This is a genomic window from Mycobacterium sp. DL99, assembly GCF_004762045.1.
GTDB lineage: Bacteria > Actinomycetota > Actinomycetes > Mycobacteriales > Mycobacteriaceae > Mycobacterium.
In genome coordinates this window covers 3,590,953-3,617,604 of the sequence record NZ_SJOM01000007.1, presented here as the reverse complement: position 1 = coordinate 3,617,604, position 26,652 = coordinate 3,590,953, and the positions used below count along the sequence as shown (strand labels likewise).

Below are 26,652 nucleotides of genomic sequence, written 5' to 3'. Positions count from 1 at the left end.
AATACGCCTCTCGTGGTTGAGATTCGGTAGTGACATAGAGCTTTGCGATCCCTGTGGTGAAGGGGCTCTGCCGCATCGACGGGTCGAGTTTTCAAACGGTGAACAAAGGCGAGGAATTGAGGCGGCGTTCCGTCTAGTGGGGGTCCGGCAGGACCTCAGCGCCAGCCATGCAACACATCAAAGGCACCTGCCCGTGTGTTTTGCTCTCAACCGTGTTCCTCCCGCATTGCGACGATCGCTAGACGCTAGCGAAAACCAACGTCGTTGATACGGGCAAAAATCGGGATGATTCGAAACACTCCGATGCGCGGACGCGAGGCTCAGAAGCCCAGACCGATTCCCAAACCGAATTCGAAGTCCACGTTGACGCCCGGCACCCCGGTGACGGTGTCCGTGTTCGCGTTCGGGTTGCCGACGCAGTAATCGACCTCGACGCCATCGACAACGTCGCTGGTGCAGGTCGCGATCGGTTCGGCCGAGGCGCTCGGCGCGCCGATGATGGCGGACAGCGCGAGCGCGCTCGCTGCCATCGCACGCCGCCCGAGTCGTGCCCGCACAGCGTGCTACTTCGAGAGCAACAAGTGGTACAGCTCGAATGAGGCCTGTTCGACCCAACCGTGCTGTAGCTTGCCGTCGGCCACGGACCAGACGGCTGTGCCGGTCAAGGCGATCGGTTTACCGTCGGGTTCGGTGCCGAGGATGCCGTTATTGGTCCCCGTCAGTACCCACCGGGAGGTCACGCGGGTGCCATCCTCGTTTTGAAAGGTCTCGAGTGCGTTGACGTGCAAGTCGTTGACGTGGTCGAGGAACTGCTGCACCCAGTGTTTGACGTTGTCCAGCCCCGAAATTTTCTGACCGCCTGCTTCGATGACGACGTCGGCGGCGGCGAAGCGGCCGACGGCATCGGCTTCGTGGGCGTTCCAGACGTCGTTCCAGAATGCGGTGACGATCTCTGTTGATCGCATGTCTGCACGATCCCACTCTGCTGCCGTGGCCGTAGGGGTTTTGGGATGCGCGCAAGAGGCAGCTCTCGCGAACGACGCTGCCAGCCGCTCGATGCGAGTGGCGTCGCCCTTGATCGAGGACTTCTCGCGCGCCGTGCGCTTGGGTGACTATGTGTGCCCCTGGGGCCCTTCACCTCCACACCCCGCCGTCGGGGCCGATTACCGGACCCCGAACTTCCGGGTAGCACAGCACACTGGCATTGGCTTTGCTGAGATTGCGGATCACTGTGGTCGAGCCACAGATATCGGAGCTCTCGAGATTGACCGTCTCGCATCTGCCGTTAATGCCTTCGCGGCCATCAGGATTCCGGTCCCCGGCATCATTGGCGTTATGTGCAGTCACGGCGATGTTACGCTGAACTGCGCTGATTCCCGTGTATGCGCCCGAGGAGAGAGAGTTCGGTGGGACGCGTCGACCCGAAGCACCGCTTGGGCCCGTTCCGTGATCCGGACGTCGACGGAGCGGTTCTCGCAGTAACCCGGAAGCTCCTTGTCGAGAAGGGCTACCGCGGCACTTCCATGGATGCGATAGCTGAAGCGGCCGGCATCAGCAGGCCGACCATCTACCGTCGCTGGCCGTCGAAGGCGCACGTGGTCTATGACGCCGTGTTTCCCGCCGACGCCCCGTATATCGAGGCTGACGCGATGAGCGCCTTCTCCGAGATAACCGGCGCGATGCGAGGGATTCTCCGTTTCATCGGTGAACCGGCGGCGCGCGAGGCGATGCCGGGGTTGATGCTCGACATGCGTTCGGATCCGACCCTTCAGCCCAAACTCGCCGAGCGGCACGATGTATCGATCATCGCTGGGCTCGCGGGATTGTTGGAGCGCAATGGTCATTCGCTGCGACACGTCGACCCCGAGGTGTTGCTCGATCTGATCGTGGGCGCCGCGATCAGTGCCGTGTGTATTCGCGGCGTGACCGATCTCGATGGTTTCGCTGCGTCGATGACTGACATCTTGCTGCTCGGGATCCTGGTGCAAGACACCACTGCCGACCAGCATCCGGCTGAGGTCGATCCGCCCGGTCAGTAGTCGATCGAAACCTCAACGGGTCTGGTCCACCAGCGGGGCCTCGGGCCGCGATGACGTCATGCGGATTGCCTGCGATCCTCCACGATGTGTGATTTGCATCACTATTGCTCGTGACTGTGGCTTCCATGACATTTCTTGTCGTAACACTTTGTAGTTGCAAGGTGTAACGACAACCATTCGAGGAGAACCATGAGTCACCAGGCCGACCCGACGATGGCGATAGATCACCCGACCGACTTCTGCTCAATCGAGCGTCGTGGCGGGAACGCTCGGCGCTCGCCCGGCGCGCCATCCGGTGGATACACCAAGTTCATCGGACGGGTCGGTGCCCTTGCTCTCTTCCTCGGAGTGGGAGGTGCGGTCGCGCTCGCACTGCCGGCCAACGCAATGGCCGACGACGGCGGAGCCGGGTCGTCGAGGAATTCGTCGCCTCAAGACTCTGCGCACAGGACCCCTGCGCAAGGCGATGGTGTCTCGGCGAATGGACTGACGAAGAAGATCTCCGAAGCGTTGAAAGCGGCGTCCGGCAATTCGGAAAAACTCAGGTCCGATGCGAGCGGCAAATCCAAGGCTTCGGCAAATAAGACGGCCAGCGGCGCAACAACGGCTCAGCCGTCGGCGTCGTTGGTCGCGGCGAAGAAGAAGTCCAGTAGCGCGACAACGCCTGACCAGTCGCCGCGGCCGGCTGCGGCGAAGAAGGTGTTCAGCAGTGCGACGACGGCTGACCAGCCGCCGCGGCCGGCCACGGAGAAGGAGGTGTTCAATAGCGCGACAACGCCTGACGAGTCGCCGCGGCTGGCTGCGGCGAAGAAGATGTTCAACAGCGCGACAAGGACTCAGGAGTCGGCGTCGTCAGCCAAGGTGAGTCCGGCAACCCCACCCGCGCCGTCGGCAACACCGGCTGGGGTGGGCATTGCGGGCGACACGCCGACCGCGCCCGTGGACATGCAGCTGGTCTCGATGGTGCTGGCCGCCGGCCGTGAGGCCTTCGGCGCGGCACTCAAGCCCGAAGCGGCCGTCACCAGAAGGGTGCAGACGACGACGCACACCACGACGCAGACCGCGGCGCCCCCGTCGTTGGAGCGGATGATCTACACCCCGATCCACACCGCTGTCGAGAACTGGATTGCCAGCGATATCGGCGAGCAGGTGGACGGCGCAATCAACACCATGACCGGCACATATCTGATAGGGGACGGTGCGGCCGGTACCGCCGCTCACCCGAACGGCGGTGCCGGCGGATTGTTGGCGGGCGATGGTGGCGATGGTTGGGACAGCGACCAGACCGGTGTTGCCGGTGGCATCGGCGGTCGCGCCGGATTGTTGGGCGACGGGGGGAGTGGTGGCGACGGTGGCGCCGGTGCCAACGGCGGGGCCGGCGGGACCGGCGGGATGCTGATGGGCGACGGCGGGTTCGGTGGCAACGGCGGGGACGGGGCGCCCGGCGTCAAAGGCGGCAACGGCGGAGCCGGCGGTCAGGCCATGGGATTGATCGGCATCGGCGGCGATGGCGGTGATGGCGGCGATGGCGGTACCGGTGCCTCAGGCGGTTATGGCGGTGACGGTGGCGCCGGCACCGGGCTGTTCGCCAACGGTGGTGACGGTGGCGACGCCGGCGACGGCAGCAACCCCCTCGGTTTGCCGGCCCTGGGTGGGGCCGGCGGTGCCGTGGGCGTGTTCGGCACCCATGGCGCGGTCGGTCACTACGGCGTCGTCACCGGTGCCGCGGTACGGCCCCCGAGTACCGGCGGTCTGCCTCCCCTCTCGACCACCGGCAAGTGGATGACCAACAGTGACGGGCAGGTCGTCATCCTGCATGGGGTCAACGAGGTCTACAAGCTGGCGCCGTACGATCCGGCCGCCAATGGGTTCAGCGAGGACGACGCAGCGTTCCTGCAGGCCAACGGTTTCAACGTGGTGAGGCTGGGCGTCATCTGGTCCGCCGTGGAGCCCGAGCCCGGCGTCTACGACACCGAATACCTGGCCTCCATCAACCAGACGGTGCAGATGTTGGCCAGCCACGGCATCTACACGATCATCGATTTGCACCAGGACGGCTACAGCAGCGAACTCGGGGGCGAAGGCGCGCCGCCGTGGGCGGTGAACACCGGCGGGCTACCCAACATTCAGGTGGGCGGCTTCCCGATCAGCACGCTCCTCAATCCCGCGGCGCAGAACGCCATCGGTGCGTTCTGGGCGAACGAGAAATCACCGAATGGGATTGGGCTACAGAACAACTACTCGTTGATGTTGGAAAACGTAGCCTTCTACTTCAGCGGAAACTCCAACGTGATCGGCTACGAAATCATGAACGAGCCGTACCCGACCGCCGGCCAGTCGCTGCTGTCCATGCTTGGCGTCCCGTACTTCGACGCTCAGGTGCTGACCCCGTTCTACAACCAGGCGGGGATGGCGATCCGAGCCGTCGACCCGAACACACCGGTGTTCTTTGAGCCGAACGCTCTCATAAACTTCGGCGTGCCCACCCACCTGGGCACCCTGGACATCCCATACACCGTCTTCTCATATCACGCCTACTGCCTGGCAAAAGCGGGCTCGGGTTGCTTCCCCGACGTCGCCGGAATCACGAAGATGGCTGTGGCCTACGCGGATGCGCACGGTATCCCGGCAATGCTGACAGAGTTCGGAACGATCGGATCCCCTAGGGATCTCGGCACACTCATCCCTCCGATGGACGCCACCAACCAGGCTCAGATCGGTTGGACGGATTGGGCTTACACCGGTCAAGGCGACATAACCGGTTCACCGGACGCGGAGTGGCTGGTGAAGGACCCCAACCTGCCGCCGGTCGGCGACAATGTCGACACCGCCAAGCTGAAGGTCCTCGCCCAGCCGTATCCACAGGTAGTTTCCGGCACCCCGAATGCCTGGTCGTTCAACAACAACACCTTCAAGTTCAGTTACTCCACCGAAAGAGCGGACGGCACGGGCAATTTCGCCGCCGGCTCGCAGACCATCATCTCGACGCCACAGATCGAGTTCCCGAACGGCTATCAGGTGACGGTCACCGGTGGGCACGTTGTTTCGGACCCCAACGCTCCCCAATTGGTGATCGCTTCAGACGAAGGAGCAACCACGGTCACTGTCGTCGTGACCGGTAACGAAGGCGGGGCCGCCACAACGACGGTGTAGGCGACCTGGCAGAGGGAGTTCGCGGCACCCGGGTTGACACCATTTCTCCTGGCCCGGAGCTATCCAAACATGTTGGAATACAGCCAGATTCGGCCGAAGTCCGACTGGGGTCAAGTGGTCGCAGGTCCTAATCCTGTCAGCCCGACAGATGTGGTGGCAGGTCAAAGGCGGCTTCCGGGAAATCGGGAGCCGCCTTTCTCGTACCCGTCGGGGGTAGATATGCATCCGCCGGTGTATTACATCTCTGCCGGCGCGGTCCGCGGCAGTGTGCGATACAGGCCGGCCGTCGGAAGCGGGCGGGAATGAACTAACCGGATGTGGCCCGGCGAGACCCGGTTTCGTCTACCACCAGTTCAAGGCTGTCGCCGACGTCTACCGTGACCACGGCCGTCGCCTGAAACAGTCCGTAGAAGTCATCGGTCCTGGCGAATGTGTGTGCGCGGGAGAACAGTGGCTGTACATCGAACACTCGCACCCGAAGCTTCTCGCGCGTGAGTCTGCCTAATTCCCGGCCGGATTCGGGATCGGTGATCACCTGACCCGACTCGGAGTGCACGGCAAAGATCATGCCGGGCACGACACCTGCCTGGGCGCCGCGATTGATGACCAATGTGTGGTCGTCCTCGATCAGCGCGACCTGGCCGGAGAGGGTGTGCCCGTCGGTCATGACGCCGCCAGGGAATTGCTTTCTCGCAAGGATTTGGGCGCGGAGCCTGCCCTGATGCGCGGCCGTGGGTCGTGGTCTTCCGCAGGTAGCAGCGCGTCGATGTCGCTCGCCGCGTCCGGCTCCGTCCCGAGGGTGAGTTCGATGGCCGTCTTGGCCTGGAACAGCGCGATCATCGCGTGTTGCTGACGGTCAGCGCTGAATGCGTTGAGGGCGACGGTGAGCTTCTTGTCGACATATTCGACCGAACGCTGCAGCTCCGGCGCCGAGGTTGCGGCGGCCGGGTTTTCCTCGCGCGCCATGGGCTGGATGCCGAGTCCGTTGTACCAACGGTGTCCGAGCGCGCCGAGGGTGATCGAGCACACCGGGACCACCACGACGATGCAGGCCAGGCCGAGTGAGTTCTGCAGTGCGATTGCGCCGACGATGCCCAGGAGCATCGTCACACCCACCAGGGTCAGCAGGCGGACGGTCGGCGGTACCGCCTCGATCGCGCGAGACAACTGCCTCACGGCGTGGGCGCCATATCGAGCAATGTCGGCGACGAACCGGATCACCGCCGTGGCGGCATTGCGCGCGATTCGTCCCACCTCGTCGGCCTGCTTGCGCGTCACCGCGGGCTTGGGCATTGACCACACGCGCTGCTGCTGCGAGCCGGCAACCGTCTGTGGTTCACCCCGATCCTCGTCAGGCTCCGGCCCGGATGCCTGGGGCGCCGGCACGACGTTTGTCACATTCGCATCATCAACCACATCTGCATCATCGCGCCGGTTGCGTCCGATGCCGGTTCCGGCGCGCCGAAGAACTGCAATTCCACGGCCTGGTGTTGCCTCACATGGCTAATCCCTTCCCCGTGTAGCCGGGGCGCGCTATGAATCATTGGTGAGCAACCACGTGAACCTGACCCAGCAGGAAAGCTCGTTGATCGCCGAGAGCCATCCCGAGGCTCTGGCACGCATGGACGAGAAGTCGCTGAAGGACCTGCAGAGCCGGCTCAGACAAGTACGTGAGAAGAACTTCAGCCTGTTGCGGCGCCAGGGTGCGGCCCGAGTTGAGGCCGAGGGCGCCCGTGGCGCCGCCCAACCGGCCAACGAGAAGCGCGGCGACAAGGTCGAGATCTTCGACGAGGCGCTGGCTCGGGTGGGCCAGCGCCTCGAAGCCTTCGACGACACCGAGTAGCACCCGGCCGGCTTTCCTGCGAAAGACCTGTTACCGCTGTCTGCGCGAGTCGAACCTGCGGTAGCGTTGTTAGCGGCTCTAGGTAATCCGGCGCTGTCGCATTTCGGGCCGATGGCGACGTCCGGGCAGCAAGCAGAGGAGCGGCCACGTGGATCTCGGCGTCTGGGGTGATCTCACGATTCTTGCCGGCGTGATGGCAGCGACGTTCGCCGCGTGCGTCTTCGTGTACATCGGCCGGTTGGAGCGCCGCACCCCCGCATCGCTCGGCGAAAAGGTGGGCGCGCACAAGGCGGTGCTGGCCAAACTGCGCAAGCGCGAGCCGATGTCCCAGGACGAGTTCGACTACGCGACCGAGCTGGTGAATGACGCGAGATCCCCGCTGGCGTACGCGATGCCCGCCGTCCTGTTCAGCATGGGATTCTTCTACGTGGTCGGCTGTCTGTACGAACTCCACGTCCACGGCGGCAACCCCTCGTTCCGGACGTTCATCGGGGGGATCCCGATGCTGACGTCGATGAACATCGCCGCGCAGCTGCGCCGGGTCGCGGCGTTGAAGGGAAAGCTGCCGTCAGCGCCGACGCTGGTCTCTGAACCGGTGGCGCAGGTGGGCGCCTGAACCGGACGTCCGGATCGTCGCCGAGACTGTACTCAGGGTCAGAATCGGCACAATTTCTGTCCCTGAGTGCAGTTTCGGTGAAGGACAAGCTATTTCAGTCTCTCGGACAGTTCCGGCTTAGGCCTTGTTGGGGCGTGACGACCCGGCGATCGGGTCTCCGTCCTCCCACAGCAGGAGCTGACGTACCGCCGAACGCGATCCGTAGGGCTGAAGCATCTGGCTCGCGGGGCGGGGACGCACCCGCAGCGGCCACCAGAACCAGCGCCCGAGCAGGGTGGCGATCGCCGGCGTCATGAACGAGCGCACGATCAGCGTGTCGAACAACAGACCGAGGGCGATCGTGGTGCCGATCTGACCGAGGATCCGCAAGTCGGCGAACACGAACGAGGCCATGGTGGCCGCGAACACCAGACCGGCGGAAGTCACCACCGCACCGGAGCCGGCCATCGCCCGGATGATGCCGGTGTTCAGGCCGGCACCGATCTCTTCCTTGAACCGGGACACCAGCAGCAGGTTGTAGTCCGACCCCACGGCCAGCAGCAGGATGACGGCCAACGCGAGAACGATCCAGTACAGGTCGATCCCGAGAATGTCCTGCCAGATCAGCACGGACAGCCCGAATGACGCGCCCAAGGACAGTGCCACAGTGCCCACGATGACGATCGCGGCGACGATGCTGCGGGTGATGAACATCATCACCAGAAGGATCAGGCTGAGTGCCGCGATTGCCGCGATCATCAGGTCGTACCTGGCGCCGTCCTGAATGTCCTTGTAGGTGGCGGCAGTACCGGCCAGGTAGATCCTGGACCCGGCCAGGGGAGTGCCCTTGACGGCATCCTGCGCGGCATGCCTGATGGCGTCGATGTGCGAAATGCCTTCGGGCGTAGCGGGATCGCCCTCGTGGGTGATGATCATGCGGGCGGCTTTGCCGTCCGGTGACAGGAAAAGCTTGAGTCCACGCTGGAATTCAGGGTTGGTGAACGCCTCCGGCGGCAGGTAGAACGAGTCGTCGGTCTTCGATGCGTCGTATGCCTGGCCCAAGGCGGTGGCGTTCTGCAATGCCGCCGCACTCTGGTCGTTGAGTCCCGAATTGGTGGCGTAGTTCGTCATCGTCAGGTCACGGTTGGCTTGTTGGCTGGCGATCTGAGGCGGAATCAGCGCCAGCAACTTCGGCTGCAGCGCATCCAGCTTGGCGATACTGCCCGAGACGTTGCCCAGCTGTTCGGTCAGCGCGTCGATGCCGTCGAGGGCGTCGAATACCGACCGCAGTGCCGCGCACATCGGGATGTCGAAACAGTGTGGCTCCCAATAGAAGTAATTGCGCAGCGGGCGGAACTGGTCATCGAAGTCGGCGATCTTGTCGCGCAGGTTCTTGGTCGTGGCGACCGTCTGTTGGAACGCCTTGCTCTGCTCGTCGGTGATGGCGCTGGACTGCTGTTGAAGCGCATACTGCTGCCGCAGAATTTCGATCGAGTTGTTGATCACGCCCACCTGTTTGAGCAGATCGTTGGTGCGGGCCTGCTGGAAAGGCAGATTGTTGATCTGGGCCGCACTGCTCGCGCTTATCTGAAACGGAATCGACGTGTGGTCCAGCGGCGTGCCGAGCGGGCGGGTGATCGACTGCACCTGAGCGATGCCGTCGGTGTGAAAGACCGCCTTGGCGACGCGCTCCAGCAGGATCATGTCGGTGGGATTGCGTAGGTCATGGTCGGTTTCGACCATCAGCAGTTCGGGATTCAGCCGGGCCTGCGAGAAATGACGTTCCGCTGCCGCATAACCGACATTGGCCGGGGCGCCGGCCGGCATGTAGGGCCGGGCGTCGTAGCTCGTGGAGTATCTCGGCAGGGCGAGCAGACCGATCAGCGCGATGGCGATCGTCACCACCAGGATGGGCCCGGGCCAGCGGACCACGGCGGTACCGATGCGTCGCCACCCGCGGGTGCGCATCGGACGGGACGGCTCGAACAGGCCGAAGTGCCGGCCGATCACCAGCAGCGCCGGGGCCAGGGTCAGTGCCGCGACCACGGCGACGAGGACACCGATTCCGGCAGGCACGCCAAGACTGTTGAAGTAGGGGAGCCGGGTGAACGTCAGGCACAACACCGCACCGGCGATCGTCAGGCCCGAACCCAGGATGATGTGCGCGGTTCCGTGATACATCGTGTTGAACGCCGAGACGCGGTCCTGACCGGCGTGACGCGCTTCGTGAAAACGGCCGAGAATGAAGATGGCATAGTCGGTTCCGGCCGCGATGACCAAGAGCGTCAGCAGATTGGTCGAGTATGTCGACAGCTCGATGATGCCGGCATTCGCGAGCACGGCGACGACGCCGCGGGATGCCGTCAGCTCGATCATCACGGTGAAGAGGACGAGAAACACGGTGGTGAGACGGCGGTAGAGCGAGAACAGCATCACGGCGATCACGCTGAGGGTGATCAGCGTGGTTTTCAGGGTGCCGTGGCGGCCCACCTCGAACTGATCGGTGACCAGGGGAGCGGCGCCGGTGACGTAGGCCCGGACGCCGGGCGGCGACGGCGTCTCATCGACGATGCGACGCACCGAATCGACGGACTCATTCGCCAACGACTCGCCCTGGTTGCCGGCGAGGTACACCTGCACCAGCGCTGCCTTGCCGTCGGCGCTCTGCGAGCCGGCCGCCGTGAGCGGATCGCCCCAGAAATCTTGGATGTGCTGGACGTGCTTGGTGTCCTGCCGGAGCTTTTGAACCAAGCCGTCGTAGTAGTGGTGCGCGTCGGCGCCGAGCGGTTGATCGCCCTCCAGGACGATCATTGCCGAACTGTCGGAATCGAACTCGTCGAACACCTTGCCGATCCGCTTTGCGGCCTGCAGCGACGGCGCATCCCGCGGGCTCAGCGACACGTTGTGCGACTCGGCGACGGTCTCCAGCTGTGGCACGAAAACATTCGTCACCACCGCCAGGCCCAGCCAGAACAGTGCGATGAGCACCGAGAACCGCCGGATCAGATCCGGAACCCGCTGGGTGCTCATCCGGATTTGTCCAGGCAGTAGGTGAAGGCGTTCACGGTGTTCACTGTTCTCTCGTCCTTGATCACGTCGTCGATCTTGATCCGGCAGCCGATCGAGTCACTGTCGCCCTGCGCGGAAACGTTTACCGCGACGGCGGGCTGGGTGGTGGTCGTGTCGTAGGTCCAGGGCAGCGTGACGGCGTCGGCGCGCTGGGGTTGGGCGTTGACGTCCAGGTAGGTGATGGTTGCCACCGTGCCGGGAGGCCCGAAAACCTCCAGGACCACGTGCTTGGGGTTGAACGGAACGATGTCGTTGCCGGAGCCGCTGGGGGTCGACGTGACGTCCTCGGATGCGAAGATGCCATGCAGGCGGAACACCACGAAACCGGCCAGCGCGATCACCACCACCGCCACCAGATACATCCAGCGTCGGATCAGCCGGCGTCCGATCGAAAACCGCTGCATCCGTGACCCTTTCAATGCGCGGTGGCAGGCGCGGACCGTGAGAACACTCCCCTAGGACTACTAATCAACTAGGTTGACACGGTATGACACTGGGCCGGACACCACAACCCATCGATGTCTGGCAGATTGCTGTGTGCGGCAGGGAATGAGGCGTTTGTTCTGGCCATCGGTCGGGTTCAGCCGCGTGCAACCCGGGCAGCTCCGCACCGGCGGACGACATGGTGGGCTCAGGTGAACGCGCGGGTGTACTGGGGCGGGTACGGAAGCGTCAACCCACGGTGTCGGGCCGCGTCGCGAACCCAATTTGCGTTACGAAGCAGGGCGCGTCCCAGGAACACTGCGTCGGCCTCGCCGCCGGAGACGATCGCTTCGGCCTGTTCAGCCTCGGTGATCAGCCCGACTGACGCGGTAGAGATGTCCGCCTCGGCCCGGATGCGTTTGGAGAACGGGACCTGATAGCCGGGCGACACCGGAATCCTGGCGTCCGGAACTGCTCCTCCGGAGGAGACATCAATGAGGTCGACGCCCACCTTCTTCAGCTCGATGGTGAGGGCGACGGTGTCCGCGACGGTCCAACCGGGACGCGGGTCATCGGTATCGTCGGCAAGCCAATCGGTCGCAGAGACCCTGAAGAACAGCGGTAGGTGGTCTGGCCATGCGTACCGCACGGCGGCAGCGACGTCCAGGGCGAAGCGCATTCGATTTCCCAGCGTTCCGCCGTACTCGTCGGTGCGCCGGTTGGATTGCGGGGACAGGAACTGGTGGATGAGATAGCCATGGGCTCCATGGATTTCGAGTACCCGGAATCCGGCCGCGGCGGCGCGGCGGGCCGCTGCGGCGAACGCCGAGACGATTCGATCGATGTCGGCGTGGCCGAGTTCGTCGGGTGCAGGGTGATGGCCGAAGGATATTGGGCTGGGCCCCAACGTCGTCCAGGGCTGGTTGTCTCTGGCGGGGTCCGGCCACGGCCGGCCGGTGGAACCCTTCCGGCCGGCGTGCACGATCTGGATTCCCGGGACCGCTCCATGGTCAGAAATGAAGCGCGACAACCGCTGAAACCCTGGCACCTGGGCGTCGTTCCACAGTCCGAGGTCGTAGATGCTGCTGCGACCGATGGGGTCCACGGCGGTGGCCTCAGTCATCGCCAGCGCGACTCCTCCGATCACTCGCGCCCCGAAATGCTGTAGGTGCCAATCGGTGGGTGTGCCGGCCTCCGGTCCGTCGACGACTGCGGAGAACTGCATCATCGGCGACATCCACGCTCGATGGGCGAACGTGACGTCGCGCAGGGTCAGCGGGGAGAAGAGCCCGGACATCAGACGATGCCCAGGAACGCGCGTGCCGACCGGATCAAGGCATCTTCGTCGGGCCCGTGTTTGACGGCGAACCGCACCGGGTCCGGCTCGGCCATATCGAACGGGTAGTCACTGCCGCACACGATCTTGTCCTTCCCGGCGATCTTGCAGAGCAGCTCGAGCTGGGGTGCATCGTGAGTCAGCGTGTCGAAGTACAGGTCTCCGATGACCTCGGAAGGCAGCCTGGCGCATCGGTCCCGGACATCGGCGCGGGCGCGCCAGCCGTGATCCCATCGGCCGAGCAGACCAGGGGCGCACCCGCCGCCGTGCAGGAAGCAGATGCGCAACGCGGGAAGCTCATCCTTGAGCCCGCTCAGGACCAGATTTGCGACCGCAGTGGCGGTTTCGACGGGGTTCCCGATGAGATTGGCCAGGTAGTAGTCGGCCCATTCCGGGCGGCCGATCTGCATGGGATGAACCAGCACGGCAAGGTCGAGTCGCGCGGCCTCGGACACGATGTGCCGCAGTGCCCCTCGGTGCAGGGATCCGCCGTCGACCACCGGCGGAATGGCGATCCCGACGATGCCCGCGGTGTCACGCAGCGCGGTGAGCTGGGTGGTGATCAGTTCCGGTGAGCCCAGGCTGACGATGCCCAGTCCCAATAGTTTTCCGTCGGCCCGGGCGACGACATCGGCCAGGGCGTTGTTGAATGCCTGGGCATAGTCGGCGCCGGTAGTCTCGCCGCTGAGCGGAAACGCGAACGGGGGCGCGGAGAGCACCCGGATGCCCACACCCAAGCGGGCCATGTCCTCGATGATGGCGGCCTCATCGCTCATCGCCTTGGTGGCGATCGACAGGGGCAGGTCGCCGAGATACAGCTGGCCGTCGCGATCATTCATCGGTCCATACGGTGCGCCGGGCGGTAGACCGAATAAGTGGCGGGGCAGCCAGTGGGCGTGAACGTCGATCACACCGAGGGGTCGGACGTTGGTGCTCATCATGCGATGTCCAGGGCGGTGTTGGCGCTGTCGAGGTGCTCGACTGTGGTGAACACCAGCTCGGTGTCGCCGATGTTCTCGATATCGTGTAGCAGGAATTCGCCTGGGCCGAAGTGGAAGTGGCGGGTCTCGCCGGCTCGGTAAGCGACCTCGCGCACGGTGCCGTCGTGGGTGTGCTGGCGGCTGCTGCCGGCGTTGACCGCGGTCCAGAAGTAGTCGAGCACGTGCCGGTGAGCGTGCCAGCGTTCGCCGGGCGCCAACCGGATTTCCCAGACCCGTACGCGTGAATCTTCGCTCAGAAGCCGGGATCCGACGTTTCCGTCGAACTCATGGTCGGCGAATTCCGTCTTGAGCCACGCGGGCCAACTTTCGAAGTTGGTGGCCACCAGTTCACCGGCGAGCGGCAGGTCGGTCAGGTAGTTGTTGTCGGTCATCGTCGAGTTCCTCTCGTAGTGAAGGGTTCTAGCGTCCGGGCCCGTAGAGGCCGAAGCGCAGGCCTGGGTCACCGGGTGTCCACGTGTTGCGGAACTGTGAGCGCTCACCCATGGCGACCACGCGGCGTAAGAGCGTGTCGCTGAGCTGCAACTGGGCCGGCTCCCACTTGGACAGTGCGGAGACGATGTCGCCCGATGAGGTGGACAGTGCCTCTGCCAGGGCCCAGGCATCCGCCGCGGCCTTGGCGGTTCCGGCCGCTGCGTGTGGCCGTGATGCGCACGCGGCATCGCCGATCAGCGCGGTCCTGCCGAGCGCCATCCGCGAGGACCGTACGTCGGACAGCACCTGGAGGTAGGGCTGTTCTGTCGCGACGACGACTTCGGATACCGCGGGAGCCAGCTGTGACGCGGCCGCCGCGCGCAGCTCGTCGACGAAGCGGTCCTGTACCTGACCGGGGTGTACCGAGACCGATCCGGTGAACCCTCTTTTGTCGATGAGAAGTTCACTGAGCTCGGGCCCGGCAGACACGTTGCGGTACCAGACGTAGTTCATCAGGCGGTCGGCTTCGTCGAGGCTGTCCTCACCCGGTATCGGGTACATGGTGATGTGGGAGTTGGGGATGACGGTGTAGGTGATGGCATCGCCGAGCACCTCGCGTGTCTGCGCGCTGAGTTGGGACAGCGCGACGGTGCCCCGCCAGCCGACGTATCCGGAGTAGGCGAGCTCGGCATTGGGGTCGAAGTGTTCGCGTGCCGGCGAGGTGATGCCGTCGGCGAACACGACGAGGTCGGCATGAGCTGTCCGACCGCTGACGAACCGAACGGTCACGGTGTCGGCGTCCTGGTCGAAGCCGCAGGCGAATTCGCCGTAGTGGTAGTGCTCGGTGCCAAAGTCGGAGAGCAGCGCACGGTAGAAGGTGCCCCAAGAGGTGTATGTCCACAGCGCGGGTTCGCGGTGGATGACAGCGCCGCTGGGGTCGAGATACTGCACGTACTCGGTGGCGGTGTGCAGGTCGGACAGATCCTGGCGGCTGCGTTCGGCGAACCACCGCACGGTTTCGGGTTGCAGCACGATGCCGCTGCCGCGTCCGTCCAATGGTGTCGGGGTGCGTTCGTAGACGTCGACGTGGAAGCCGAGGTCGCGCAGCAGGAGCGCGGTCGTGAGACCTCCGATGGACCCCCCGACGACGATCGCTGTCGCGTTTGAGTATTCGGTCATGACGCGCTCTTTTCGCTCAGCGGGACGGTGCGGTCGGAGGCGTGGTCGACAGGCATTGGTTCACCGCGGGTTTCCCGGGCGAAGGCGAGACCGATCACGGCGATCAATCCGATCGCCGACACCGAGGCCGTGGCGATGCCTAGGTTTCCGTCGAACCAGGAGGAAGCGATCACACCTGCAGTGAGGGGCCCCAGCGCGGTGATGTAGCGGCCCACGCTGTTGCAGACCGCCAGTGCCGTGGCGCGCACGCTGGGCGGGAAGAGCTCTGGACCATAGATGAAGGTGCCGGACAGGGCGCCGAACAATCCGAAGCCCAGAAGGGGCATTGCGACGAGCAGCTCGGTGAAATTTCGGTCGAGCGGAAACGCCCACGCGATGGTGGCCGCCGAGACTGCGAAGCTGATCAGGAAGGCCTTCTTGCGCCCGATGGCGTCGGCGACGAAACCCCATGCGGCATAACCGATGATGCCGCCCGCGTTGAAAAGCATGGCGGCCACGGCGACCCGATGGTCGGCCACTTCCCGAGGAAGGTGATCGGCAGTCGTCATCTGCCTGATGATCTGCGGGTACCAGGTGGACACGCTCCAGAACGCGACGAGCGCTCCGGTGGCCAGCGCAGTACACACCAGCATGGGGTGCAGCAGCGGTGGGCTGAACAGGCGCCGCAGAACGAATCGATCGTGATCGCGGGTGCGGCCGAGCGCCTTTCGTTCTTTGCGGGCCTGCAGGTGGGCGTCGATCTCGGGCGGCTCGGGCACATAGCGACGGATGAACCAGACCACCAGGGCGGGGATGCCGGCGAGCAGCATCATGGCGCGCCAGCCGTGATCGCCGAGCAGCGCGTACGCCGCGGCTGCCATGAAGAACCCGGCGGCATATCCGGCCATCATGACCCCACCCGCGCGGGCCCGGAATCGATTGCGCCAGGTCTCGGCGATCAGTGCCGCGCCCACCGGCGCCTCGACACCCGATCCGAGGCCGGCGATGAAGCGCAGAATGCCCAGCTGCCACCAGGTTTCAGTGAAGACTGCCAGGGCGCTGAAGACCGCGTAGGTGAGGATGCCCACCGACAGCACCCGGGTGCGACCGAAATAGTCGGCGAGCATGCCGAACAAGATCCCGCCGGTGGCCCATCCGATCAGGAACAGGGCCACGGTCATGCCGCCGTAGAAGCCGATCGCGGCTCCGTCGATGTCGATGCCGCTGTTGGGAAGGAGTTCGTTCATGGCCGGGCCGAGCACGAGGACGTAGAGGCTGCCGGCGAAGCCGTCGAGCCCCCAGCCCAAGGTGGTGCCCGCCAGCACGAGCCATTGTGTGCGGGTGATGTCGTGATACCAACGTCCTGCGGACATGGGTGTGCCTTTCAGGGTGTCGGGGAGAGGTCAGTTGAGGCGGCGCTGTGGTTGGTCGCCGTACCAGTCGACGTGGTCGGCCGCGGTGCGCACAACGATCGTCTTGATCCAGGAGAAGTCGTCGAAAGATTCTGTGCCGGCGTCTTTTCCTGATCCGGACTCCTTGACACCGCCCCATGGCAGAGACGGTTCGAGCCGGTGGTGGTCGTTGACCCAAACCATGCCTGCATTGATGTGTGCCGCCACGCGGTGTGCGCGGCTGACGTCGGTGGTCCATACGCCTGCGCCGAGCCCGTAGGGGTTGTCATTGGCCATGCGCACGGCGTCCTGCTCATCGTCGAAGGGGATGACCACTGCCACTGGTCCGAAGATCTCTTCGCGTGCGACGGTCATGTCCATGGTGGCGCCGGAAAGCACTGTGGGGGAGAGGAAGAAGCCATTATCGAAAGGTGTTGGCAGCGAGGGTGTCTGGCCGCCGGCCTTGAGTGACGCACCTTCATCGAGGCCGGTCTGGATGAGTTTGGCGACCTTGTCTCGCTGGCGGGCGCTGATGAGTGGTCCCATCTGGGTGCCGGGCAGGGCGGGGTCGCCGAGCCGAATGGCTTGTGCGCGTGCGGCGAGCGCGTCGACGAACTCGTCGTAGATGTCACGCTGCACCAGGAATCGGGATCCGGCGACGCAGGACTGGCCCGCAGCGACGAAGGCCGCGAACGCCGCGCCCTCGGCGGCGATTACGGGGTCGACGTCATCGAAGATCAGCACGGGTGTCTTGCCGCCGAGTTCGGCGGTGATGCGTGCGAACCGCGACGCTGTCGCGATGGCTGCGGACCGGCCTGCCTCGGTACCTCCGGTGAGCGTGATCTTCGCGATATCCGGGTGGCCGGTCAGCCACTGGCCGGCCGCGCGAGCGCCCGTGACCACGTTGAGGACGCCATCGGGCAGTCCGGCGTCATTGAGGATGTCGGCGAGTGCGAGTGTCGTCAGCGGAGTCAGCTCGGATGGCTTGACGACCACGGTGTTTCCGTTGGCCAGCGCGGCGGACAGGCTGCGCGCCAGGATCAGCATCGGATGGTTGAACGGTGTGATGATGCCGCACACGCCGAGCGGAAGCCGCTGCTGATAGGTGAGATAGGGGCCATCGCCGGGCAGTACGGCCTGGCGCTGGGCCGCCAGCAGCCCGGCGTTGTACCGGAACCATTCGGGTACCCGGGACAGCTGTGCGCGGGTCTCGGTGATGGGCCGTCCGTTGTTGCGCGCTTCGAGTGTGTAGAGGATCTCGCTCGAATTCTCGATCGCGTCGGCGATGCGTAGCAGGAGTTTGGCGCGGTCGCTGCGAACCATGTCCGGCCACGGCCCGTCCTCGAATGCACTGCGTGCGATCGCTACCGCTGCATCGACTTCGCCCTCGCCTTGCTCTGGAACCGTGGCGATCACCTCGCCGGTGGCGGGGTTGAGGATGTCGCGGAACTGGCTGGGCAGCGGCGCCGAAGCGGTCACGTTGGGTGTGGTGGCCGGTAATGCATGGGTCATGGGTATGAGTGTCGTCACAGCACAATCGGCGCTCAATGTCTGAGAGGACATAGTTGCACGGCATCAATGTGTGCGCTGACAACCCGATGTGAGGGACACTGGCCGCGTGACCTCATCCGCGGGAGATGAACGGCCGGGTGCAGAACTGGTGACGTGGCTGTCCGCGCTGCGCACCCTCAGTGCTGAAGCCAGTGCCGACACGGATCTGCTTGAGGTGCTCTGTCTGGTTGCCGACACGGCTCGCACGCTGCTGGGTTTCGACTTCTGCGGCGTCCTCATCCCTGATGCGGGCCGGGACCGGCTGCTGGTGCAGGGGTGGAGCGGCCTGTCGGAGGAGTACGTCCGACGGGTCAACTCGGACCGGCCGATCCGGCTCGACAGTGGGTCCCCATCGAGTCAGGCCTTCCACCGGGGTGAACCGGTGGCAATCCGGGATGTGCGGATCGAACCCGAGTTCGCGCTCTGGGCCGGCGTGGCGCAGGACCAGGGATACCGGGCCATCGTCGCGGTACCTCTGGTCGCCGGCACCGAAGTGCTGGGGACACTCAACGGCTACTACACCTCGGTGCATACCTTCACCCGCCACGAGATCGAGCGGTTGATTCTGTTGGCCAACCATGCCGCGATCGCGGTCACCTCAGCACGCCGACTCGATGAGTTGCGCACCCTGACCAGCTCGCTGCGCGAGCAACGCGACGCACTGGCTCGTTCGGAACAGATCCACGAGCGGCTGATGACGGTCACCTTGCGGTCCGGCGGCATCGGTGGAATCGCTACCGCGCTCAGCGATCTGATCGGCCGCCCGGTGCTGATCGACGACGGACGTCAAGCCGAGATCGCGCGTGCGGGCGGCAATGTTGAATTTCCCACTCCCGCAGTGCGGTCGGCGGCGGCGGAGCGTGACACCACCGAGCGCTCGCCCACTGTTGAAGCGGTTGCCGACATCGACGGCGCTGCGACGGGATGGCTAGTCGCGGGCGTGCGATTGGGTAGCGAGGTGGCCGCACGGATCTGGTTTCCCGGCAACGTCGAAGCTCTTGACCCACTGCAGATCCGCGCTGTTGAACACGCGTCGATCGTGGTTTCCGTCGAGCTGCTGCGGGAGCAGACGGCGGCTGAGGTGGAAAGGCGGCTGCGTGGGGAATTGCTGACCGACGTGTTGTCCAGCAGCGGATCTCTGTCTGAGCGTTTGTTGACCCGTGCGCAACGCCTGGGCCACGACCTCAGCGTGGCTCACGTCGCGATCGTCGCAACGTTGTCCGGTCCCACCGAGGTAGGTGTACGCCAGGCGTGGCAGCGTGCGCTGGCGGTGGTGACAGAGCTGGCTTCGGCTTATCAGCCGAAGCCACTGGTGGCGATGCATGGCGGCACGCTGGTCACGTTGTGGCCTGAGGGTGCCGATGCCGGCGCACCGCCGGGCGTCATGGTTCAACGGGTCATGGCGCAGGTGTCGCAGAACATTTCGGCCACCGTCGTTGTGTCTCCCACGTACGGAGCTGACCACGGCGAGGGCTATCACATTGCCAAGTCAGCGCTGGAGATCGCGTTACAGGCCGGCCGAACCGGCACCGTGGTCACCCTGGAGGATCTGGGCATCGTCGGATTGCTCCTCCAGCTCAAAGACCCGGCCAAGCTCACGGCGTTCGCCGCGCGCACGCTGGGGCCAGTCGTTGAATACGACGCCCGCCATCGCACCGAGCTCATGTCGACCCTGCGTGCCTACTTCACCTGTAGACAGGAGCGCAATGCGACGGCCAAGGCGCTGCTGGTCCATCCCAACACCGTCGCGCAGCGCCTGCGACGAATCGAGCAACTGTGCGGTGTCGATCTCGCCGACCCCGCCACCACCGTTCAGTTTTCGTCAGCACTCACGGTGTACGACGTCGCCGCGCGGCACTAAAGAGCCCGACGATGGTCAACTCGGAGAGGAGGTTTCGGGGTCTGATAGAGCCAGATCGTGTTACGTCAGGTACGTTTCGTGCCCGGTGGGGAAGCCGCCGCCGTTGGTGGCGATGTGCACGTGGTCGTAGTGGTTGGCGGTGATCCCGCCGCGGTCCGACATCATTCGGGGAGCCCTGTCGCGGGAGTAGATCTGCTGGCGGAAGATCACGTGGTTCACGCCGAACCGATCGGCATTGTCGAGGGCATAGGCCACGATCCGGTCGCCGAGCGCTTTACCTTCCGGGGTGCCGTAGTTCGGGATCATCACGTCTATCGCCTGACCATTGGGATGCCACTTCATGGAATCGGCCCGGACTCCGCCGATGTCCAGAATCTGCGGGAATCGCGCGCTGACGGACCGGGCGGCCAGGATGGTCTCGACCTGCAGGCCCTTCTCCGAGGCCCGGCCGGCGGGCAGTGGGAACCGCATGTTCCGTCGTACGGGGCGCTCGGCGGGTACTGCCGGTGCTGCGGGCGCGGCGGCCGGCGCGACGACGGGGGCGGCTACCGCCTCGGCGTTGCTCTGGGGGGCCGGCGCGGTGTCTGCGCCGACGACGAGGAGTGCGGCGGCAGGCACGACGACCGCAGCCATGACTGCAGATCGGCGGCACCGATCCTTTTTCAACTGGTCTCTACCCACGAGGACCGGACCCTACCGGCGGGGTGAACGATCCCCGGAATCACGAAGTTGTCTGGTGCTGTCGATGGCAACCATTTTCGCGGTCCGGCGTCAACCGAGGCTTGACGGGCGCGGGTGCCCGGCGAACGCGCGGTGAACAATGGGCGCGCCCCGGAGAATCGGCAGGTCAGAAATCATCGCACACCCGACATCCGGTACGGATATCAGGGGGCGGGCGCGATGTTCGAGGCCGGCCGAAGTCGACTCGATCGGGGTGACCTGTGCCCGGGTGGGCAAAATTTATGGCATTTACCACACCGGTCGGTCCACAGTGCCCACGGAGCGGTTGACGACGGCGTAATTTGAGCGAATCTGGCCCGTAAAAAACGGGAGGGGCGACCCATGAAAGACGTCGATTGTTGCGTAGTGGGCGCGGGCTTTGCCGGCCTGACCGCGGCGTTGCGGCTCAAGCAGGCGGGTCACTCCGTGGCCCTGCTCGAGGCTCGTGATCGGGTCGGTGGCCGGACCTTCACCGAGGTGCTCGATGACGGAACGTGGATCGACCGCGGCGGTGCTTGGATCGGACCTGGGCAGGACCGGATCAAAGCCCTGATGGCCGAGTTCGGCGTCGAAGAGTACAAGGAGTACGTCGACGGCGACGCCATGATGATCCTCGACGGCAAACAGCACCGCTATTCCGGCACGATTCCCTGGGCGATGAGCCCCTGGGCGATCGCCAACCTCGGCGCCGGATTGCTCGAGGTGGAGCTCATGTGCAGGACCATTCCGTTCGACGCCCCATGGGAAGCGAAGAGGGCGGTCGAGTGGGACCGGATCAGCTTGGGGGAGTGGATCAACCGTCACATGCGCTCCAAGCAGGCGCGCGAGATGCTCGACATGGCGCTCGCCGGCATCTACACCTCGGCAGGATCTGAGGTGTCATTGTTGTGGGCCCTTCACCAGATGGGATCAGGCGGCGGGCCGGTCTTCGTCATCTCCAACAAGGGCGGTGCCCAGGATGCGCGGGTGCACGGGGGCATGGGTGCCGTCTACGGGCCGATGGCAGCCGAACTGGGTGGCGCGCTGCACCTTTCGCAACCGGTGCACCTTATCTCGCACGACGACGACTACGTGACGGTCCACGCCGAGGACATGACCGTACGAGCGCGGCAGGCGATCGTCGCCGTCCCTTTGGCCGTGGCGAGCCAGATCATCTATGAGCCAACGCTTCCCGTGGACCGCATGTTTCTTCATCAGCGGATGCCCAGCGGCGCGGTCTTCAAGATCTCGGTCGTATACGAATCGGCATTCTGGCGCGCCGACGGGCTGTGCGGCCAGTCCGCCGCGCCCGGCAGCCCTGCGACGCTGACCATCGACGCCTGTACCGACACCGGTACGCCCGGAATCATGTGCGTCATCACCGAAGGGCCCGCCGCCCGTCGGCTCGGGCTGCTCGACGCGGCCGAGCGCAAAGCCGTGGTGATCGGTGAGTTGATCGACCGGTTCGGTCCGCAGGCCGCATCACCGGTGAGCTACCACGAGCAGAACTGGACGGTCGAACGGTATTCGGGTGGCGGAATGATCAGTCACGCCCCGCCCGGTGTGCTCACCGAGTTCGGGCCCGCGTTGCGGGCCCCGTGCGGACGGATCCACTGGGCCGGTACGGAGAGTTCGGCCATCATGTGCGGCTGGATCGATGGTGCGGTCCGGTCAGGTGAGCGCGCTGCCGCGGAGGTGATGGCAGCCGAGAGCGTGGTAGCCGCGTAATAAAGCCCACGTAGCGCGTTTGCGGGGGCTACCGTGCATTCGTCGGCGTTCGATCGAGTCCGGTATCGCTGGTCCGGGCCAGCCTGCGACGAGGTGATGTCGAGTGCACAGCGGTGAGTTGGAGAGTCGGCAGGCACTCACGCTCGACGAGTCCGTGCTGGCCGATGCCGAGGAACAGGACCGCCCGGTCGTCGACTTCCTGCGAGCCACACCCGGCCGGATAGCGGTGCTGGCCGTCATTCTGATCGCGGCGGTGCTCACCGTGGGCGTGGCGGCATCGGTGACGGCGGCCAATCGGCAACGCGAGCTTGAGACTCTGCGCTTGCACACCGAGCCGCTGGCCGATGCCGCGCAACGGATCTACAGCGCACTTTCGTCCGCCAATACGACCGCGGCCACCGCGTTTCTGGCCGGCGGTGTCGAACCGCGTGATATCCGTGATCGCTACGACGCCGCTGTCGGAGAGGCGTCAGCCGGCTTGGTAACCGCATCAAATGGGGTGGCGCCCAACGACACCCATTCACTGACCTTGCTCACCGACCTGTCCAACCAGCTGGCGGTGTACACCGGCATGATGGCGACCGCTCGTGCGAGCAATCGCGACGGTCGCCCGATCGGCGTGGCGTACCTCAGCGAATCGTCCACGCTGCTGCAGCAGTCCATGCTTCCGGATGCCGAGCAGCTGTACCGGACGCAGGCCGAGGCCGTCACCGCATCGGGACGGGCGGCGGCCACGCCGCCCGCTTTGATCGTGGGAGCCGCGCTTGCCGTGGGGTTGTTGGTATTCGTGCAGGTCTTCCTCGCCAGGCGCAGCCATCGTCGCCTCAACCCCGGCCTGGTGCTGGCATCGGTGTTGATGACGGTGCTCGCAGTGTGGCTGACGGTGGCCGGACTCGTTGTGATGCACGCCGTCAACGGTGCCCGCACCGAGGGAGGTGAACCGCTGGAATCGGCGGTGACCGCCCGGATCCTGGTCCAGCAGGCCCGCGCGGACGAAATCCTCGGGCTCCTCAAACGCGGCTCCGACACACTCTCCGACGTCCGATTCGAGGAGCGGACCACGCAGGTCGGCCGGATCCTCGACAGGCATGCGGTCAACGGGGCCCAGGATGCGCTGCACGGCTGGAAAGCCGCGCACACGGAGATCCGCGGCAAGCTGGGCAGCGGTGACTATCCCGGTGCCGTGGCGATTGCCCGGGGCAGCAGTCCGCAGGGGTCGACGGCGCAGTTCACCCGGCTGGATAAGGCGTTGGGGGATGACATCGCACGATTGCGGGACCGGCAGCGCGATGGGATCACCCGTGCGTACGCCGCGCTGAATGCGCTGCCCGCCGGCACTGCGGCCATCAGTGTGCTGGCGGCGCTCGCCGTTGCCGCGGGTGTCACGCCGAGACTGAGCGAGTACCACTGATGCGGGCCGTAGCCGGATTTCTCGTCCTAGCCGCGACCGTGGCGGTGGCATGTTCCACGACGCAACCGCTTGTCCAGGTGCCGGCCTCACTCACCGCGCTGCCGACGCCGAGCGGCGCCGTTGTCGCGTCCGGGGTTCATGGTGTGCCGGTCGAGAGTTGCGATGCCACAGCGAGTTTGCGCCCGTCGGCAGTGTCCGGACCGGCAGTGCAGGCGATCCGGCAACGGGGCCGGCTGGTGGTCGGTATCGACCAGAGCACCAATCTGATGAGTTTTCGCGATCCGGTGTCGGGTGAACTGACCGGTTTCGACGTCGATATCGCTCGCGAGGTGGCTCGCGACCTGCTCGGTGATCCCGGCATGGTGGAGTTCCGCCTGCTGACATCGCCCGAGCGGATCACGGCCTTGCAGGATGGCTCCGTCGACATCGTCGTGAAGGCGATGACGATCACCTGCGCTCGTGCCGATCAGATAGCTTTCTCCACGGTGTATTTCGATGCGCACCAACGGCTGCTCGTACCCAAGGACTCGCCGATACGGGGGCCGGCTGACCTGGCCGGAAAACGGGTGTGTTCGCAGGTGGACACGACATCGCTGGCCACGGTCGCCCGGGTGGCGCCGGCGGCGATCCTGCTGGCGGTTCAGAATTGGGACGATTGCCTGGTGGCGCTGCAGCAGGGGCAGACCGATGCGGTCAGTACCGACGACTCCATTCTGGCCGGGATGGCCGTGCAGGATCCGTACCTGCACCTCGTCGGTCCCAGTCTGGAGGACGAGCCCTACGGCATCGGCATGAACAAGTCCCGCCAGGATCTTGTGCGGGCCGTCAACGCGAGCCTGGAACGGATCCGCCGGGACGGGACATGGTTGTCGCTGTACCGGAGATGGCTCACCGTGCTCGGCCCGCCGCCGAGTCCGCCGACGCCGAGGTACCGGGACTGACATGGCGGGACAAGAGGGAACGCGGGCCGTCCTGGTGACCGAATCGTCACCGGTCAAGGTCGAGGGCACCCGTCCGCGGTTGCGTACCGGGCGCCGTCGGATCGGGGATGGCCTGGTCGAGATCCCGGTTCGGGAGGACATCGAGCCGGCCGGTGCGATCCTCACCAATCCCGTCGTCGCCGAGTCCAAACGGGAGTGCAGCGGCTGCGGGCGACCGGTGGGCCGGGGGAGTGCCGGTAAACCCGGGCCGTGCGAAGGGGTGTGTCCGCATTGCGGCGCACTGTTCTCGTTCTCACCGCAACTGGAGACCGGCGAGCTCGTGGCGGGCCAGTACGAGGTCCAGGGCTGCATCGCCCACGGCGGCGTCGGCTGGATCTACCTGGCGGTCGACCGCAATGTCAGCGATCGGTGGGTGGTGCTCAAGGGGCTGCTCCAGCCCGAAGCGCAACAGGCGCAGGCGATCGTCGTCGCCGAACGCCAGTTCCTCGCGATGGTGAACCACCCCGGTATCGTCAAGATCTACAACTTCGTCGAACACCCGGGGTTCGATGGGCGTCCGGTCGGCTACATCGTGATGGAGTACATCGGCGGGACCACACTGGAAGCCATCCTGGCGAAGCAGCAGGCGGTGTCAGGGGCAACCACACAGATGATGCCGGTGGAGCAGGCGCTCGGCTACCTGCTCGACGTCATGCCGTCGCTGTCTTATCTGCACTCACTCGGCCTTGTCTACAACGACCTCAAGCCCGACAACATCATGCTCACCGAGGACAACATCGAGTTGATCGACATGGGCGCGGTGTCGGGCGTCGGGGATTTCGGATATATCTACGGCACCAAGGGATTTCAGGCGCCCGAGATCGTCAGGACCGGACCGTCCATCGCCACCGATGTCTACACGGTGGGCCGTACGCTGGCCAAGCTGACCGTCGAACTGCCCAACGATCGCTACGCCGAGGCGTTGCCCGCCCGCGACGAGGCGCCCCTGTTCGAGCGGTATGAGTCCTTCTATCAGTTGCTGGCCCGCGCGACAAATCCCCGTCCGGCGCAACGGTTCTCGTCCGTCGACGACATGGCCGACCAGTGCCGGGGCGTACTCCACGAAATCCTCGCCGAGCAGACGGGCTCGCCGAGTCCCCGGACGTCGACGCTCTTCAGCGTGCCACGCTCCACATTCGGCGCCGATCTGGCGTTGCAGGGCACCGATGTGTTCGTCGACGGCCGCCGGCGCACCGTTGCGCTGGACGCTCGCGATGTCGCACATGCCCTGCCGGAGCCGGTACCGGTCGAGGAAGCCGACGACGAATGGCGGGAGGACTGGGCCGATGGGATCGCCGGCCTGCAGACCGGCGATCTGGGGGTGGCCCTGTCATGTTTCGAGCGGGTCGTCGCCCTGCTTCCGGGTGAGGCGGCGCCCAAGCTGGCAACGGCTGCGACTGCCGAACTGCTGCTCGCCACCGCGGACGCGCCGAGTGCGGAACGCTTGCGGCAGTTGGCGGAACGGTCCTACCGGACGTTGTGGCGCACCGACCACGCGATGGTCAGCGCCGCGTTCGGCCTGGCCCGACTTCTCGCCTGGCAGGCCGACCGGCCCGGAGCGATCGATGTGCTCGATCAGGTGCCGGTGACCTCACGCCACTACGGTGAGGCCCAACTGACGTCGGTGCTGATGCTGCTCGACGGGCGCACAAGCGCGGAGATCTCCGAGGCAGACTTGCGCGATGCCGCACGGCGCGTGGGTGGCCTACCCGAGACCGAACCGCGCGTTCTGCAGATTCGCGCGTTCGTCCTCGGCGTCGCCCTCGACTGGCTCCGGTCCGGCGGTGCGACCTCCACCGGCGACCCGATACTCGACCACGCCTTCGACCAACGGGGTCTGCGCGTCGGCATCGAGGAGGTGCTGCGGGAGTTGGCCAGACACTCGCCACGGCGGCGTCATCGCTACCGGCTTGTCGACGTGGCGAATTCGATCAGGCCGCCGAGCTGGATGTGAGGTCGGCGCGGTGAGCTCCGGGCTGCGCCGACGGCGCGCGTCCGCGGGA

General features: G+C 65.3%; 23 protein-coding genes. 9 read left to right on the top strand and 14 right to left on the bottom strand.

Annotated features, from left to right (window positions below):
• Positions 1–320 precede the first annotated feature (320 nt).
• Positions 321–557 carry a hypothetical protein gene (locus EYZ64_RS17825; RefSeq protein WP_286175050.1) on the bottom strand — a complete coding sequence of 79 codons (237 nt, stop codon included), beginning with the start codon at positions 555–557 and terminating at the stop codon, positions 321–323.
• Between the two features lie 6 nt (positions 558–563).
• Complete coding sequence (locus tag EYZ64_RS17820; RefSeq protein WP_135455274.1) at positions 564–965, bottom strand: ester cyclase; 402 nt, start codon at positions 963–965, stop codon at positions 564–566.
• A gap of 441 nt (positions 966–1,406) precedes the next feature.
• Here EYZ64_RS17820 and EYZ64_RS17815 point away from each other — a divergent pair, with 441 nt between their 5' ends.
• Complete coding sequence (locus EYZ64_RS17815) at positions 1,407–2,039, top strand: TetR/AcrR family transcriptional regulator (RefSeq protein WP_286175049.1); 633 nt, start codon at positions 1,407–1,409, stop codon at positions 2,037–2,039.
• A gap of 608 nt (positions 2,040–2,647) precedes the next feature.
• Here EYZ64_RS17815 and EYZ64_RS32060 read toward each other — a convergent pair.
• Entirely contained in the window at positions 2,648–2,860 is a 213-nt protein-coding gene (locus tag EYZ64_RS32060; RefSeq protein ID WP_210115525.1) for a hypothetical protein, read from the bottom strand.
• A gap of 124 nt (positions 2,861–2,984) precedes the next feature.
• On the opposite strand from EYZ64_RS32060, the gene EYZ64_RS17810 reads away from it, so the two are divergent.
• Positions 2,985–5,192, top strand: a complete 2,208-nt coding sequence (locus EYZ64_RS17810) for a cellulase family glycosylhydrolase (protein WP_502703020.1) — start codon at positions 2,985–2,987, stop codon at positions 5,190–5,192.
• Between the two features lie 307 nt (positions 5,193–5,499).
• Here the strand turns inward: EYZ64_RS17810 and EYZ64_RS17805 are convergent, their stop codons facing one another.
• Both EYZ64_RS17805 and EYZ64_RS17800 read right to left on the bottom strand, forming a co-directional pair.
• Positions 5,500–5,859 carry a hypothetical protein gene (locus tag EYZ64_RS17805; protein ID WP_135455267.1) on the bottom strand — a complete coding sequence of 120 codons (360 nt, stop codon included), beginning with the start codon at positions 5,857–5,859 and terminating at the stop codon, positions 5,500–5,502.
• Positions 5,856–6,590: a hypothetical protein gene (locus EYZ64_RS17800; RefSeq protein ID WP_286175048.1), complete on the bottom strand. Its 735-nt coding sequence runs from the start codon at positions 6,588–6,590 to the stop codon at positions 5,856–5,858. The genes EYZ64_RS17805 and EYZ64_RS17800 overlap by 4 nt, the downstream gene beginning before the upstream one ends.
• Positions 6,591–6,738: 148 nt before the next feature.
• Here EYZ64_RS17800 and EYZ64_RS17795 point away from each other — a divergent pair, with 148 nt between their 5' ends.
• Both EYZ64_RS17795 and EYZ64_RS17790 read left to right on the top strand, forming a co-directional pair.
• On the top strand, positions 6,739–7,035 hold the full coding sequence (locus tag EYZ64_RS17795) for a hypothetical protein (RefSeq protein ID WP_286175046.1): 297 nt from the start codon (positions 6,739–6,741) through the stop codon (positions 7,033–7,035).
• A gap of 193 nt (positions 7,036–7,228) precedes the next feature.
• On the top strand, positions 7,229–7,651 hold the full coding sequence (locus EYZ64_RS17790) for a hypothetical protein (RefSeq protein ID WP_502703019.1): 423 nt from the start codon (positions 7,229–7,231) through the stop codon (positions 7,649–7,651).
• 117 nt (positions 7,652–7,768) lie between these two features.
• On the opposite strand, the gene EYZ64_RS17785 is transcribed toward EYZ64_RS17790, so the two are convergent.
• The 8 genes from EYZ64_RS17785 to EYZ64_RS17750 form a co-directional block, all read right to left on the bottom strand.
• Entirely contained in the window at positions 7,769–10,660 is a 2,892-nt protein-coding gene (locus tag EYZ64_RS17785) for an MMPL/RND family transporter (protein WP_135455259.1), read from the bottom strand.
• Positions 10,657–11,103, bottom strand: a complete 447-nt coding sequence (locus EYZ64_RS17780) for an MmpS family transport accessory protein (protein WP_135455257.1) — start codon at positions 11,101–11,103, stop codon at positions 10,657–10,659. The genes EYZ64_RS17785 and EYZ64_RS17780 overlap by 4 nt, the downstream gene beginning before the upstream one ends.
• 227 nt (positions 11,104–11,330) lie before the next feature.
• Complete coding sequence (locus tag EYZ64_RS17775) at positions 11,331–12,419, bottom strand: NADH:flavin oxidoreductase/NADH oxidase (RefSeq protein WP_135455255.1); 1,089 nt, start codon at positions 12,417–12,419, stop codon at positions 11,331–11,333.
• On the bottom strand, positions 12,419–13,396 hold the full coding sequence (locus EYZ64_RS17770; protein ID WP_135455253.1) for an amidohydrolase family protein: 978 nt from the start codon (positions 13,394–13,396) through the stop codon (positions 12,419–12,421). The genes EYZ64_RS17775 and EYZ64_RS17770 overlap by 1 nt, the downstream gene beginning before the upstream one ends.
• Positions 13,396–13,830 carry a cupin domain-containing protein gene (locus tag EYZ64_RS17765; protein ID WP_135455251.1) on the bottom strand — a complete coding sequence of 145 codons (435 nt, stop codon included), beginning with the start codon at positions 13,828–13,830 and terminating at the stop codon, positions 13,396–13,398. Before EYZ64_RS17765 ends, EYZ64_RS17770 begins: the two co-directional genes overlap by 1 nt.
• Before the next feature lie 28 nt (positions 13,831–13,858).
• A complete protein-coding gene (locus EYZ64_RS17760) occupies positions 13,859–15,049 on the bottom strand; it encodes an FAD binding domain-containing protein (RefSeq protein WP_135455249.1) in 1,191 nt (396 codons plus the stop codon).
• Positions 15,046–16,401 (bottom strand): MFS transporter, encoded by a 1,356-nt coding sequence (locus EYZ64_RS17755; RefSeq protein WP_135455247.1) that lies wholly within the window; start codon positions 16,399–16,401, stop codon positions 15,046–15,048. The genes EYZ64_RS17760 and EYZ64_RS17755 overlap by 4 nt, the downstream gene beginning before the upstream one ends.
• 30 nt (positions 16,402–16,431) lie before the next feature.
• A complete protein-coding gene (locus tag EYZ64_RS17750; RefSeq protein WP_135455245.1) occupies positions 16,432–17,931 on the bottom strand; it encodes an aldehyde dehydrogenase in 1,500 nt (499 codons plus the stop codon).
• A 106-nt stretch (positions 17,932–18,037) separates the two neighbouring features.
• Here EYZ64_RS17750 and EYZ64_RS17745 point away from each other — a divergent pair, with 106 nt between their 5' ends.
• The gene (locus tag EYZ64_RS17745) at positions 18,038–19,831 is read left to right on the top strand and encodes a helix-turn-helix domain-containing protein (RefSeq protein WP_135455242.1); all 1,794 of its coding nucleotides are present in this window, start codon (positions 18,038–18,040) and stop codon (positions 19,829–19,831) included.
• A 60-nt stretch (positions 19,832–19,891) separates the two neighbouring features.
• Here the strand turns inward: EYZ64_RS17745 and EYZ64_RS17740 are convergent, their stop codons facing one another.
• Complete coding sequence (locus EYZ64_RS17740) at positions 19,892–20,464, bottom strand: VldE C-terminal domain-containing protein (RefSeq protein ID WP_135455241.1); 573 nt, start codon at positions 20,462–20,464, stop codon at positions 19,892–19,894.
• Positions 20,465–20,893: 429 nt separating this feature from the next.
• Here EYZ64_RS17740 and EYZ64_RS17735 point away from each other — a divergent pair, with 429 nt between their 5' ends.
• The 4 genes from EYZ64_RS17735 to EYZ64_RS17720 all read left to right on the top strand — a co-directional run bounded on the left by EYZ64_RS17735 (position 20,894) and on the right by EYZ64_RS17720 (position 26,603).
• Positions 20,894–22,258, top strand: a complete 1,365-nt coding sequence (locus EYZ64_RS17735) for a flavin monoamine oxidase family protein (RefSeq protein ID WP_135455239.1) — start codon at positions 20,894–20,896, stop codon at positions 22,256–22,258.
• A 103-nt stretch (positions 22,259–22,361) separates the two neighbouring features.
• Positions 22,362–23,669, top strand: coding sequence for a GlnX family signal transduction membrane protein (locus EYZ64_RS17730; protein ID WP_135455237.1), 1,308 nt, complete (start codon positions 22,362–22,364; stop codon positions 23,667–23,669).
• Entirely contained in the window at positions 23,669–24,610 is a 942-nt protein-coding gene (locus EYZ64_RS17725) for a glutamate ABC transporter substrate-binding protein (protein WP_135455235.1), read from the top strand. The genes EYZ64_RS17730 and EYZ64_RS17725 overlap by 1 nt, the downstream gene beginning before the upstream one ends.
• 1 nt (position 24,611) lies before the next feature.
• A complete protein-coding gene (locus tag EYZ64_RS17720; protein WP_135455233.1) occupies positions 24,612–26,603 on the top strand; it encodes a serine/threonine-protein kinase in 1,992 nt (663 codons plus the stop codon).
• Positions 26,604–26,652: the final 49 nt, after the last annotated feature.

What these genes read in the sequence shown, in the direction of transcription:
- EYZ64_RS17720 (WP_135455233.1), top strand. Translation starts at nt 24,612, where the DNA reads ATGGCGGGACAAGAGGGAACGCGGGCCGTCCTGGTGACCGAATCGTCA.
- EYZ64_RS17785 (WP_135455259.1), bottom strand. Translation starts at nt 10,660, where the DNA reads ATGAGCACCCAGCGGGTTCCGGATCTGATCCGGCGGTTCTCGGTGCTC.
- EYZ64_RS17725 (WP_135455235.1), top strand. Translation starts at nt 23,669, where the DNA reads ATGCGGGCCGTAGCCGGATTTCTCGTCCTAGCCGCGACCGTGGCGGTG.
- EYZ64_RS17750 (WP_135455245.1), bottom strand. Translation starts at nt 17,931, where the DNA reads ATGACCCATGCATTACCGGCCACCACACCCAACGTGACCGCTTCGGCG.
- EYZ64_RS17805 (WP_135455267.1), bottom strand. Translation starts at nt 5,859, where the DNA reads ATGACCGACGGGCACACCCTCTCCGGCCAGGTCGCGCTGATCGAGGAC.
- EYZ64_RS17810 (WP_502703020.1), top strand. Translation starts at nt 2,985, where the DNA reads ATGCAGCTGGTCTCGATGGTGCTGGCCGCCGGCCGTGAGGCCTTCGGC.
- EYZ64_RS17760 (WP_135455249.1), bottom strand. Translation starts at nt 15,049, where the DNA reads ATGACCGAATACTCAAACGCGACAGCGATCGTCGTCGGGGGGTCCATC.
- EYZ64_RS17770 (WP_135455253.1), bottom strand. Translation starts at nt 13,396, where the DNA reads ATGAGCACCAACGTCCGACCCCTCGGTGTGATCGACGTTCACGCCCAC.
- EYZ64_RS17740 (WP_135455241.1), bottom strand. Translation starts at nt 20,464, where the DNA reads ATGGCTGCGGTCGTCGTGCCTGCCGCCGCACTCCTCGTCGTCGGCGCA.
- EYZ64_RS17820 (WP_135455274.1), bottom strand. Translation starts at nt 965, where the DNA reads ATGCGATCAACAGAGATCGTCACCGCATTCTGGAACGACGTCTGGAAC.
- EYZ64_RS17775 (WP_135455255.1), bottom strand. Translation starts at nt 12,419, where the DNA reads ATGTCCGGGCTCTTCTCCCCGCTGACCCTGCGCGACGTCACGTTCGCC.
- EYZ64_RS17780 (WP_135455257.1), bottom strand. Translation starts at nt 11,103, where the DNA reads ATGCAGCGGTTTTCGATCGGACGCCGGCTGATCCGACGCTGGATGTAT.
- EYZ64_RS17755 (WP_135455247.1), bottom strand. Translation starts at nt 16,401, where the DNA reads ATGTCCGCAGGACGTTGGTATCACGACATCACCCGCACACAATGGCTC.
- EYZ64_RS17790 (WP_502703019.1), top strand. Translation starts at nt 7,229, where the DNA reads ATGGCAGCGACGTTCGCCGCGTGCGTCTTCGTGTACATCGGCCGGTTG.
- EYZ64_RS17765 (WP_135455251.1), bottom strand. Translation starts at nt 13,830, where the DNA reads ATGACCGACAACAACTACCTGACCGACCTGCCGCTCGCCGGTGAACTG.
- EYZ64_RS17735 (WP_135455239.1), top strand. Translation starts at nt 20,894, where the DNA reads ATGAAAGACGTCGATTGTTGCGTAGTGGGCGCGGGCTTTGCCGGCCTG.